The sequence below is a fragment of the Paenibacillus sp. 01T442 genome, from assembly GCF_056398345.1.
In genome coordinates this window covers 1-13,432 of record NZ_JBFTPF010000107.1, presented here as the reverse complement: position 1 = coordinate 13,432, position 13,432 = coordinate 1, and the positions used below count along the sequence as shown (strand labels likewise).

The window sequence follows — 13,432 nt, the reverse complement described above, 5'->3', positions numbered from 1 at the left end:
ACTTAGTTCCGCTAAGAGCCTCTTGGGCTACTTTGATGCGTTGCTCATCATAAAGGATATTGCTTTTCATACATTTCATTCCCCCTCACCGATATTGTACCTTATTGCATATTGATGACTCCAATCCAATTAGGGGGCTTCAGAGGATTGGCTGAAATTAACAACAGAAAATCCATCTATTTACTTTAACAGCCGAAATCCTGTCCATTTAGATGTATAAAATCCATTTATTTACCGCATCACTTAGGTGGAAGTTTTCGTCCAACGCACACGGATTCTTAATGCGCGTTGGGGCAGACACATGTCGGCGGTCAACATACTTTCTGGCGTACAAATGAAAAACAAGTCTAGTAAATGGGCTCAATCGTGCGCCCTTTACTAGACTTGTTACCCTAATTTCTTTAGTATTTCCGTGTCGTAACATCCCGCTTGGCTGTGTCTTGCGCGAAGATTCCCTCGGCAGTAATAATATTGACCGGAATTTCTTTCCCTGCCGCAAGCTCCTTGGCGGCTTTAATAATTTGCGGTCCCAAAAGCGGATTGCATTCTACAGACATATTCAACTTACCAGCGGTCATAGCCTGAAAAGCAAGCTTCGTGGCATCCACGGAAATCACGCCAATATCTTTGCCAGGCTTCATCCCCGCCTGTTCAATGGCCTTGATGGCCCCAAGCGCCATATCATCATTATGAGCAAACACATACTGAGGCACATGACCTTCAGCAATGATCTTCGACATCAATTGTTGACCGCTAGCATACGTAAAATCGCCTACTTCCGAGGCAATAATATTGAAATTGGCTTGCTGAGAAAGCACTTCCTCAAAGCCTTGTCTCCGTTCAATCGCGGGAGCTGACCCCGRTGTACCCTGCAACTCTGCAATTGTCGTGACCCCGCTCACGTTTTTCTTATTCTCGACAAGCCAACGCGCTGCGCGGCGTCCTTCTTCAACAAAGTCAGACCCTATGAACGTCGTCCATAAGGAATCATCCTCGACTTTCACCTTACGATCCGTCAATATAATCGGAATACCTGCAGCTTTGGCCTCAGCCAAAACTTCATCCCAGCCTGACTCAACAAACGGCGTAAATGCGATCACATCCACCTTGGACTTAATAAAGTTGCGAATAATGGCTATTTGTCTTTCTTGATTTCCTTCTGCATTCTGGATGAGCAAATCAATGGCAGGATCTTTCCCCGCAGTGGTCATAATCGATTCCGTATTCGCTGCACGCCAACTGCTTTCGGAGCCAACAACGGCAACGCCAAGCTTCATCTTCTTCGTGTTTCCAGTCCCCGGAATGATTTTTGGCAAAGACTCAGCTTCGTCACCGTCAACATTACCAGGGTAAGCGTTATCATTTGTAATCACATGACTGCGTAAAATAATCTTCTTCGGAATAACCTTTTCTTGATTCAAAATATCAAGGGCATACTGAATGGACTCTTTCCCACCAGTTGGACTTGTTACCGTACCGCTAAGCGTGCCTTGCTTGACCAGATCGTAACCACCGTTCATCGTCTCGAGTCCATCAATTCCGATGATTTTCACATCATGCAATCCGAGGGACTCGACAGCACGATACGCCCCAAGCGCCATGGCATCACTGTGAGCAAATACGAGCTTAATATCTGGTTCTGCCGTTAATGTTCGTTTCAACTCATCTTCCGCCTGATCACGCCGCCAATTGCCATCAATGACTTTGGTAATATGCAGCGCCGGAGTCTTCTCCAGATAGTCACGAAAGCCGAGACTTGTTTCCTCCACGGATGAGGAGCCTATTGCTCCTTTGATCTCAACAATTTTCGAAAACTTGCTTCCTAATAAATCAGCAGCCAACTTACCCGACTTCTTACCTATGGCTAAATTATCAGAGCCAATGAACATGGAATAATCATACCCTGTGACGCCTCGGCCAAGTACGATAACCGGCATATCCTTATAGGCCTCTTTGACAATAGGCGTGAGCTTCTCCGAATCATTTAAAGAGATGATGAGAAGATCAATTCCATAATGTAAAAGTTTTTGCACATCATTGATTTGCTTTTCACTATTTTCAGCGGCATCCGTAAAAATAAGTCTGACATTCTTATGTTTCTCGGCCTCATTGCGAATTTCATTGTACATGGCAATTTGCCTGGATTCATTCAAGTTCGGCTGGCTGATCCCGATCAGGAAATCCTTGTCGGCCTTATCCGACTTTAAACTAACAACGCCAAAAATGGCTAGAATGATGGCCGTAAGCGCCATCACTCCAATAAATCCATATCCAACTAAACGCTTCTGTGAGTTCCCAATCATATGTCTATTCCCCACGTCTTCTATATTCCAATGGCGATACACCCATCACTTTTTTGAACGTATGACTGAAATAATGCTGTGATTGATAGCCAACTCGCCTCGAAATCTCATACATTTTAGATGTGKGGTCGTTCAAATATTGAATCGCTTTTTTAATTCGGATATCCGTTAGACAATCAATAAATGATTTGCCGAGATCCCGTTTTAACAATTTGCTTAAATAGGTCGCATTCACATTCATCTGCTCGGCAACCTCAGACAATGATAGATCTTCTCTGTAATAGTAGGTTTCCAAATATTTCTTCGTCATCATTACAATCGGTGTCAATGTATTTTCTTTGCTGAGGCTGTTCTTCAACTCATGATAAAGCGAAGGAATCTCCTCCAGCTGTTCGGTGACAACATGGGTAAGGAGCATGCTGACACCCAAATATTGCTGCACGGAATGTTCAAACTCCTCATACTTCGCATGCAGAGCCGTCAGATCGCTTACTTGCGAGATCGCAACAATGAATCCATGTTCAACGCTGAGAACTGCAGATATCGGAACCTCAGGAAGCATTTCGGTCAAAATATTTTTGATTGCAAACTCGAGCAGCTGCGGATCCCATGTCTTCGCCGGTGCATTGATCGTCATTTTGCCCAGAGATTTCACTAGAAGTAGACTGACAGGTCCTTGAAAATGCAGCTGATAGAACTCATGATCCTCGTCAAATTGATCCTGTGTTAGTCTTTCCGTAATCCAACTGCGCAAAAAATCTTCCCGCATGGTCACGGCTTTGTCTTCAAATTTATGATTCATCCACTGTGTGTATCTTTGCTGAATCCGATCTTTGTTTAAAACCTCTGCTGCTTTGCTTACAACGGCTTGAAGTTCTGATTTCTGAACAGGCTTCAATAAATAATCGAAGACATTCAGTCTAACTGCTTGTTGCGCATAAGAAAACTCATCATGCCCCGATATCACAATGACTAAGCATCCAGGAACCTCATTTTGCAAGCGTTCAATAAGTTCCAGTCCACCCATAATAGGCATATTAATATCGACAAACATGAGATCAGGACGTACGGTAGCAGCTACTTCAAGAGCTTGTTGGCCATTCTCAGCTTCAGCCACAACCTGTATGCCCATATCTCCCCATGGCAGCGCTTTACATAGACCATTGCGAATGCGAGGCTCATCATCTGCAATCATCAGTTTCAACATCCGTTGTCACCTCATCCTGTTTTTTTAACAACTTGTATCAAAGGATGCCTCACTTCAATAGTTGTCCCTTTGCCAAGTTCACTAAAAATCTGAAGGCCATAAGCCATACCGTAGGTGAGCTGTATCCGCTCATTCACGTTGAACAAACCGATGCCATACTGATCCGAACGCTGCTTCTCACCGCGTAAAATCTGATTAAGCTCTTCCAATTTCTCTGGCGGAATACCTGCCCCATCATCCTGAATACGGAAATAGATCATATCCAAATGCCTCTCTGCACTAATGCTGATCGTACCTTTCCCTGTTCGCGCTTTGATCCCGTGATAGATCGCATTTTCAATCAAGGGCTGCAGAATGAGCTTCAGCACAAAGTATCGGTACAGCTCTTCCGAAATGTCAAACTGAATATCCAACTTATCCATATAACGTGACATCTGAATAATCATGTAGCTTTCTGCGTGTTTCACTTCGTCTCGAATCGGAATCCACTCATAGCCTTTATTCAAGCCAATCCGGAATAGATTCGTCAGCGCCCCAATAATTTCAATGATATCGTCAGCTTCATATTCTTGGGCCATCCATTGAATGGTATCCAGCGTATTGTAGAGGAAATGCGGCTTTATTTGCGCTTGCAGCACTTGCAGCTCCGCTTCCCGCTTTTTCTTCTGTTCCACATAAACAAGATTGATTAGATTGTTAATTTCTTCCAACATATGATTGAAGCTGTTCCCTAATTGGCCAATCTCGTCTTTACTTTTTGGAACGAAACGCTGATTTAATTCCCCATTCTTGACATTGGTCATCAGACTCATTAACTTGCGTATAGGTCGAATGAGCGTCCCCGTAAAATACGTCGATAAGAACACTGCCAGCGCCAAGGTAATAATGGTTACAATCAGGGTGTACAGTTGAATATCCTTAACAACCTTCTCATAATCATCATTCGGAATGACACCGATAAACTTCCAATTATTCGTAGTGGAGTCATTATACAGAATGCGATACCGCTGATCTTTAATCGTTTGCGTAAAGCTACCTTGCTGACCATTATGCAGCATATCGCTTTGAATCCGATACACAATATTGTTCGTTGGCGCATACAAAATTTGGTCTTGGTAATCGAGAATGTACATAAATCCAGACTTACCTAGTTTGAGATTCTCGAATATCGATTTCAGCATATCCATGCGCAGATCCATCAGAACGACACCTAGGATTTCATGAGTTTGCGGATCCTGCACAGCGTGTACTAACGATAAGACATCGTAGGAACTGTAGTTCTGTGAGGTGGCAACATTACGTCCAATGGGATTACTAATGATCAACGTTTCGCCTGGTGCTTTAATCGCGTCCTGATACCAGTCCTCTTCCGTTAGCGAATCCCGTGTGATCCGATCCATTTCATAAGACACATAGGACCCCTTCTGGTTGACAAACATGATTCCGGTTACTTCCTTGTTTCTCATGGCATACATCGTCATCATTTTCGTAATCTGTGAATTGTCTCCAGTTAATGGTCCTGAAACTGTAGCCATTCTCAAGAACTGACTGGAAGATGCATCCTCACTAATATAGGAGAGCACATCTTCTAGGTGACGGATATAGAGATCGACATTACTTTCAACCTGATGAATCATTTGCAGCGTATTCGCGTCTGCTTGATTTTCAGAGAACGTGCTGTAGGCCCTGCTCCCCCATAAACTTAACGCAAGAATCGAAATGAGAATAATAATTAGAAAGATACTATTCAGCTTAAATCGGATGCTGCGATCCTGCCAGTAACGAATGAGTACACTCACCCCGATCCTCCTCTGTCGTATCTTCCTCTCTTTCTAGTTTTTATACTATCATATCTCAACGGCATTTTGGATTCGCTTTTTTAACTTCTTGCTCGTGGCTGGATTGCGGTTTCTTTCTCTTCGAGCAACAATGACACGCTGTAACGCGATGAAAGCAAACAGGAGGAATCCGATTACGATCTTCGTCCACCACGAACTAAGTGAGCCTTGAAACATAATAATCGTTTGGATAACGCCTGCGCTTAATACGCCAAGCATAGGACCAACTAAATAACCGAATCCTCCTGTTAGCAAAATACCGCCAATGACACAAGCCGCAATCGCATCCATCTCTCCGCCCATCAAATGCAAACCATAACCAGAAAGCATATAGAAGGTGAACACAATACCGCTTAATGCGGAGCAAAAGCCACTGATCGTATAAACAGCCATTTTCGTTGCATAAACGGGCAGACCCATTAGTTCAGCGGAACGTTCATTCCCGCCAATCGCATACACATTGCGGCCAAATGCTGTGAATTTGGACACATAGATGGCTGCTGCTACCATAACTAGGGCGATAACAACTCCAACCGAGATATTACCGCTGCCTGGCATTGGAATTCTGTAGTTCGAAATGGCGCTATAGATCGAATTATCGATCACAATACTTTCAGGACTTATCAAAAAGCACGTACCTCGCGCCAAAAACATACCGCCTAACGTAACAATCCAAGGGTGGATGTTAAACCGGCAAATCAGATACCCTTGCACATAGCCAAATCCTGTACCAAGCACCAGCACAGACGGCATCACGACAAAAGGATGAATACCTGCTCGCAGCATCACGGCAGAAATAACACTGATTAAAGCAATTAAAGAGGCGACCGATAAATCAATTCCGCCTGTAATAATGACGAAGGCCATGCCCGTTGCTACAATAATTAGAAAGGCATTATCTACAAATAAATTCAGAAATACTTGCATGGAAAAAAAGCTATCAAACATCGCTGAACCCGCAGCGTACAGCGAGAGGAATAAAACAATCGTCGCTAGAATGGTGATGTTAGCCGATGTAATTCTAAATCGTAGTTTCATTAACAAGCACCTTCTTTTCACTTTTTCTATGGAATAGACTGTTCAATTTCAAAGTTAACACTTCGGATTGAACCAAGCTTACTAGAATAATAACGACTGCCTTTACGACCATAACTGATTCCGAGGGAACACCAAGTGTATAGATGGTGGTCGTCATGGTTTGAATGAAGAGTGCCCCTAAGACCGTGCCTCCTAAGTAAAAACGTCCACCACGCATCGAGGTTCCCCCAATGACTACAGCTAGAATAGCGTCTAGCTCAAACCAAAGCCMTGCATTGTTGGAGTCTGCTCCCGTAATATTGGAGGAAACGATAATGCCAGCAAGCCCAGCGCAAAATCCACAAATAATATAAACCGTCAACATGATACGGCTTGCATGAATCCCCGTAAACTCACTGGATACACGATTGGAGCCAACCGATTCCAAAAACAAACCAAAGGCGGTCTTCCGCGTGACCAAATAGAGAGCTAGGAAAACAAAGGCTGCAATTACCACAGAGAAAGGTATGCCTAACAGATAGCCACCGCCTACAAACCGATAGGCTTTGTTGGAGATCGTAATAATTTGACCTCCCGAGATGAGCTGTGCGATACCACGCCCTACTGTCAGCAGAATCAGTGTTGCGATCATCGGTTGTATTTTCAGCTTGGCGACCAGTATGCCGTTCCAGAAGCCGCATAGGGCACCAATCGCTAATCCTGCTCCTAAGGCGATAACAAACGGAACATGCTTTTGCATTAGAAAAGCAGCTAATGAAGCCGAAATGGCCAGTACAGAGCCTACGGAAATATCAATGCCTTCCATCGCAATGACAAGCGTCATCCCAAGCGCAATAATTAATATCGGTGTTCCACGATTCAGAATATCAATGAGACTCCCAAATAAGTGACCATCTTGCATACGAATATTGAAAAAGCCCGGTGTAAAAAAAGCATTGAAGATTAAGATTAAAATAATGCCAACAGAGGGCCATAATAACTTCTTTTGTGCCAAATTCTCATATAGGGTGTTAAATGGCTTCATCTCTGCTCCCTCCTTCTGCAATCATATGCATAATTCGTTGTTCCGTTATATCTTCACCCGTCAACTCGCCGATAATATCGCGATCTCGCAATACCATGACACGATCACAACATCCAATAATCTCTTCCCATTCCGATGTAATCATCAGAATCGTCATGCCTTCCGCTGCGAGCGACAATATTAATTTGCGAATTTCCGCTTTGGAGCCGATATCGATTCCCCTAGTCGGTTCATCCAAGATAAGCAGCTTCGGATTCGTAGCCAACCAACGAGCTAAAATGGCTTTCTGTTGATTTCCCCCACTCAACTGATCAATGCGTTGTTCCATACTGGACGCTTTAATATGCAGAAGATCCGTATAGTGGTTCGCAATCTCCTGCTGTTTACGCAAGGATAACGGCTTGAACAATCCGCGTTTGGCTTGCAAAGCGAGAACTATATTTTCCCGGACCGTCAACTCACCGACAATCCCTTCAACCTTACGTTCCTCTGGGCAAAAGGCAAACCCATGTTCAATCGCTTTCATAGGAAACATCACTCTCATCTGTTCACTGCCGATGGATAATGCTCCCTCATCCGCCTTATCGATACCAAAAATCAGCTTAGCCATCTCTGTTCGCCCAGAGCCGAGCAGCCCAGCGAGTCCTAAAATTTCTCCTTTATGCAACGTTAAATCGAATGGATTGATAGAGCCCTTGCGGCCCAGTTGCTTCGCCGAAACCCATACTTCGTTTTTCTTCATGCCAACCACTTTGCTCTTGTTCTCTTCTTCTTTCCACTCTCTGCCAATCATTTTGGAAATCAACTGCATTCTAGGAAGTTCTTCTGTTGAATACTCCCCAACAAGTTCACCATTTCGAAGAACGGTAATTCGATCAGAAACCTCATACACTTGGTCCATAAAATGGGTGACGAAGACGATCGCCATTCCTTCATCTCTCAGCTTTCGCATGATTCGAAATAGCTCTTTGACCTCCTGTTGATCGAGACTCGATGTCGGTTCATCTAGAATAAGCAATCCCGATGAAATATCGACCGCACGTGCAATCGCGATCATTTGTTGGAGTGCGATGGAGAATTCCGCCAACGGTTTGGTTACATCGATTTGAATGCTAAGTCGCGCCAGCAGCTCCTCCGATTTGCGATTCATCACTCCCCAATCGATTGCCCCTCCTTTTTTGCGAGGCTGTCGACCGATAAATAAGTTCTCCGCTACGGAGATGTTGGGACATAGATTCACTTCTTGATACACCGTGCTAATCCCCAGTGCTTGCGCATCTTTCGGTGACTTAATGCGTACGTTCTGGCCGTTAAGGAAAACTGTGCCTTTATCCATCTCATAGACACCTGTCAAAACTTTAATCAAGGTGGATTTTCCTGCGCCATTTTGTCCCATCAATGCATGAATTTCTCCTCTTCGAAGCTGAAAATCCACATTCGTTAAAGCTTTGACACCGGGAAAAAATTTACTGACTCCGCTCATCACTAACAAGGGATGTTCTTGCATATGGCACTCGCTCCTCTATCGATTTATGAAACGAAATCAAGAGCATCGAACCCGCTCTTGATTTCGTTTTCTCTCTATGACTCCTGTATGTTGTCAACCATTAACATTAGTATTTACGATTTGGAAGCGCATCGATTGCTTTTTGGCCGGAGAACACGTCTTCATTGGATTTAATCCATTTCGGAACTGTTTTACCCGCTTTCAAATCTTTCGCCGCTTGATACAATTGTGGTCCTAGCAACGGATTACATTCTACAACGGTATTTAGCTTGCCAGCTTTAATCGCTTCGAACGCTTCTTTAATCCCATCGATGGATACGATTTTCACATCTGTGCCTGGCTTTTTACCCGCTTCTTCAATGGCTTGAATCGCACCTAGCGCCATGTCATCGTTATGTGCGTAAACGCCTTGAATATCTTTACCTTCTGGCGATTTAAGAATGGCTTCCATGACTTGTTTACCTGTTGCACGGTTAAAATCACCGCTTTGGGATTTTACGATTTTAATGTTCGGATGTTTTTTCATTTCATCATCAAAGCCTTTTTTACGATCATTTGCTGCGCTCGCGCCAACTGTTCCTTCAAGCTCAACAACGTTCCCTTTGTCTCCCATGTGTTCAGCCAACGCTTTAGCTGCATTCTGACCTTCCGTGATGAAGTCAGAACCGATGAAGCTTGTGTACAAATCTTCGTTTTTCTTATCAATACCACGGTCAACTAGAATAACTGGGATTTTAGCGTCTTTTGCTTCTTTTAGAACAGCTTCCCAACCTGTTTCAACAACAGGAGCCATGGCGATGACATCTACTTTTTGAGCGATGAATGAACGGATTGCTTTGATTTGGTTCTCTTGTTTTTGTTGCGCATCGGAGAACTTTAAGTCAATTGTCGGATCAGCTTTCGCTGTATCTTGAATGGATTGTGTTTCCGCACCGCGCCAGCCGCTTTCCGCACCAATTTGCGAGAAACCGATCACTAGCTTGCTGTCGCCAGCTTTGGCAGTCGCTTCCGTTGTCTTTGCCGTGTCAGGCGCTTTCGTTGCCGAAGTTGTTTCTGTTTTGGTCCCGCATCCGGATACCAATGTTGCTAAAACCGTTGCTGCCACTAGGGCCCCCATGAATCTCTTTTTTTGCACCATTTGTGTTTCCTCCTCTAATTAAATGCTTACAATGTAATTGTAGCTTTCTGCGGTGTAAGCGTCTTTACACGCAAAAGTCATTTTTTGCACTATTCCGTCATACCCACTGAAAAGTGGGGCATAGATGTTAAGAAGGGCAGATCTCATGGATCTGCCCCTCTCTGCAACGCGCTATACCTATGCCATGTTATTGGATAATTGCTCTTGCTAAGGCTGCCAGATCGACAATATCAATGACACCATCGTTGTTCAAATCTAACTTCTGCACTTGCGCCCAATTCGGACTGGATGAGGAGAGGCCATAGCTGAAGGCTAGAATGCCAAGATCGCCAATACTCACTTTGCCATCTGAGTTAACATCCGGCGAGTTTGGAGTTCCCCCGCCTGTCACTTGCACGTTGAACGAGACCGGTGCCATTAACGTCTCCACGCCCTTTGCATTGGCAATTCGCGCTGGAGAGATTGAGATGCTCGCATTGTCTGTTGCCCTTAGCGCTTTCCAATGTAGCGTTAGCAAATCGCCATCTGTGGTTACAGTATTCGCTGCGCCAAGACTTGCAAGCAAGATATGTGCTTGCCCTGTGGCAACCTTTTTAAAGCCAAGTACAACGAGACCTTCCTTCTTGGATACGGCCGATTCAAGATCAAGCTTATCCCCATTATAGTTAATGAGCAGATCCTGAGCGTAAACCGCATCCTCTGCTCTACTCGGCACATGCGTCAAGCCATACGTCATCTCGAATTGTTGGCCAGCTGGAACGGCCGTCGCACCTGACAATGTTCCCGCTACTTCGTTCGTTTCGATGACATTCGGTACATCTGCCTTATACATCGTCAAATAGTCCAAATTCACATTACCAATGGAACTGTTATCAATTCGATAACTGATGACGTTTTTACCTGCTTGCAGACGTAAACGCTGCGAATCGGTAAACCATTCATCCCAACTAATGGCTGTTTTATCAGGGAAAATAGATTTAGCAAATACACCATTCACATAGACATTGATTTTGGCTCTGCCTGGCAATTGCGTTGTCGGGTTATTCGTGGATTCCCCATTCACTTGTTCACCATAGGCATAACGTGTACCAACGATATAATCACTGGCTTCCTGGGCCTGTACGACGAAGCTAGCTTCAGCTCCAGATGTTGTTGGCAAATGAATATAACCTGTTCCTTGATAATTGGTATGCGTATTGTCCGGGGTAATATCACCGTAAAGAACCGCATTTTCAGCTTGATACATATCCCCTTGACCGAGATCTCCAGAAGGCAGGTCTTGCCATTCATTCGGTGAAACGGGCTGGCCAAAGTTAGGTGTAACATCTGGATTCCAATCAAATTTCTTGATATTCACTTCACGCCACCAATTGCGTCCAGTATCTTTATACACACGTGAATGATAGATCATCCAATCTTCCGTGCCGTCAGCAGACTTCACAAATCCTGCTCTAGCGGGGCCCGATACTTCACTCGTTGCTACGAAAACATCATTCGTGCGCGACCAAGAACTCGGATTTAATATATTTCCATCGGTATTCATAAAATAGGACAACCGATAGCCATTGGACGCGTAGTCACCTTCTGACATGGTGATAAATACTTTACCGTCTTTTTGTAACACACGCGGACCTTCCCCGCCTCCGCCTGGCAAGAAGGAGCGATCTACAGAGATCGTATACGGATTATCCATTGGAGCGATAGCAGGTCCAATCGGTTCACCTGCGCCCAACGTACCCCAAACGGCATATAATTGTCCCTGATGATCAAAAACCGTAAAGTCATTCGCTTGCTTATACACGCCATTCTCACCAGCATAAATAGCCCCTTTATCTATGAATGGACTTTGCGGATCCGAAGTGGTCGATTCCAATACTGTAGCCATATGCTGATAGCCGTAATCCTGCCGATCCGCACAGTAATAGATGTACCATTTTCCATTAAAGAAGAAGATTTCGGGTGCAAATATACGCGTTTGCGTCCCCATTGAATCAAATACAAGCACCTTTTCACCTTGATCGGTCAGTGTGCGCGATTTGGACACATACACTTTATTATTGGAGTCCAAGTTACTTGAGGATACGAAATAATAATACCCATCATGATACGTGACGAAAGGGTCCTGCCCTTGATAAAGCGGGTTGTTAAACTTGTTAAATACCGCCCTGCTTGTGACGCCCATTTCTTTCATAAAATCGGATCTGGCAACGGACACGTTTTGGATCGCTTGCGAGAGCAGCGCCACCTTTTCATCATCATTTAATGCTTGGGAATCAATGGTGTTTAGCGTTGTCTGGGCAGTTACCTTCTGGGTGTGGAGGTTGTTTAGTTCGTCTGAGGTGACTTTATTTGCGAAATTGTCCGCTAAGTAATCCATCTTTTGAATTTCAGCAGTCAAATCTTCTTTTTTCGTGACGAGGACATGTTCAGATGGCAGATACAACGCTGATTCGGGCACGACTTCTCTACGTTGGCTGGCGCTTTCCCACTCCATGCGCAACCAGGAGCCACCCCAGCCTTGCAGATATTCAACCTTGATATCATAATGCTTCCCTGCTTCTAACGAAATGGCAACACTGTCCTGCGGGTTATCCCATGTTTGTTGCCAGAAATCAATAATCTTTTCACCGTTAATCCATAATCGGAAACCATCATCGCCAACCATATGGAATGTGTAATCCTCGGAATAATTAGGGACAATGGTGCCTGTAAACCGGGCTGTATTATAATCGGGTGTACCCGACAATTGGTTGAAAATACTTGTAAACGAGTCCCCATTTAGATTAGCAACAGCTCTTTCTCCTCGGAAATCATCGAAGTTAAACACCGTAATATCTTGACGATCATTCGGATTTTTTTCACATTTATAGAAATCTCCCATCAATCCATGACCATCCGAAGTTGGATCTGCTGCACGAACGTTCAATGGTACGTTTACTGTGCCTGTGACCAGAATGCAGGCCATGAGTATGCCGATGACTGCTTTTTTCATTTGTTGCTCCTCCTACGTTCTCGAATTCATTGCTATCGCTACATGCTAGTAAAACAACCGATTGGACTCCTACACTTGCCTACCTAATTCCTCCTTTTCCCATACTTAACGCTTGACTTAAACTTAGCATATTTATCCAAATTTAGATTTGTAATATCCCGCACTTTTGTTCAAATTTCTTCCTTTACTTCAGCCACAACTTCTACCGCTACTTATACTTATACCTCTACCTCTACCTCTACTTCTACCTCTACTTCTACTTCTACTTCTACTTCTACTTCTACTTCTACTTCTACTTCTACTTCTACTTCTACTTCTACTTCTACTTCTACTTCTACTTCTACTTCTACTTCTACTTCTACTTCTACTTCTACTTCTACTTCTC

The 13,432-nt window shown here is 44.1% G+C and carries 8 protein-coding genes; all 8 read right to left on the bottom strand.

Annotation, left to right across the window (positions count from 1 at the left end):
• Window positions 1-401 precede the first annotated feature (401 nt).
• Window positions 402-2,303, bottom strand: a complete 1,902-nt coding sequence (locus AC1DLM_RS32575) for a substrate-binding domain-containing protein (protein ID WP_477572308.1) — start codon at window positions 2,301-2,303, stop codon at window positions 402-404.
• A gap of 4 nt (window positions 2,304-2,307) precedes the next feature.
• Complete coding sequence (locus AC1DLM_RS32570) at window positions 2,308-3,510, bottom strand: response regulator transcription factor (RefSeq protein ID WP_477572307.1); 1,203 nt, start codon at window positions 3,508-3,510, stop codon at window positions 2,308-2,310.
• An 11-nt stretch (window positions 3,511-3,521) separates the two neighbouring features.
• Window positions 3,522-5,309 (bottom strand): cache domain-containing sensor histidine kinase, encoded by a 1,788-nt coding sequence (locus tag AC1DLM_RS32565; protein ID WP_477572306.1) that lies wholly within the window; start codon window positions 5,307-5,309, stop codon window positions 3,522-3,524.
• A gap of 48 nt (window positions 5,310-5,357) precedes the next feature.
• Window positions 5,358-6,386, bottom strand: a complete 1,029-nt coding sequence (yjfF, locus tag AC1DLM_RS32560; protein WP_477572305.1) for a galactofuranose ABC transporter, permease protein YjfF — start codon at window positions 6,384-6,386, stop codon at window positions 5,358-5,360.
• Window positions 6,370-7,410 carry an ABC transporter permease gene (locus AC1DLM_RS32555; RefSeq protein ID WP_477572304.1) on the bottom strand — a complete coding sequence of 347 codons (1,041 nt, stop codon included), beginning with the start codon at window positions 7,408-7,410 and terminating at the stop codon, window positions 6,370-6,372. The genes yjfF and AC1DLM_RS32555 overlap by 17 nt, the downstream gene beginning before the upstream one ends.
• Complete coding sequence (locus tag AC1DLM_RS32550) at window positions 7,397-8,917, bottom strand: sugar ABC transporter ATP-binding protein (RefSeq protein WP_477572303.1); 1,521 nt, start codon at window positions 8,915-8,917, stop codon at window positions 7,397-7,399. Before AC1DLM_RS32550 ends, AC1DLM_RS32555 begins: the two co-directional genes overlap by 14 nt.
• Before the next feature lie 106 nt (window positions 8,918-9,023).
• A complete protein-coding gene (locus AC1DLM_RS32545; protein WP_236286665.1) occupies window positions 9,024-10,055 on the bottom strand; it encodes an ABC transporter substrate-binding protein in 1,032 nt (343 codons plus the stop codon).
• 187 nt (window positions 10,056-10,242) lie between these two features.
• Complete coding sequence (locus AC1DLM_RS32540) at window positions 10,243-13,047, bottom strand: family 43 glycosylhydrolase (RefSeq protein WP_477572302.1); 2,805 nt, start codon at window positions 13,045-13,047, stop codon at window positions 10,243-10,245.
• Window positions 13,048-13,432 lie beyond the last annotated feature (385 nt).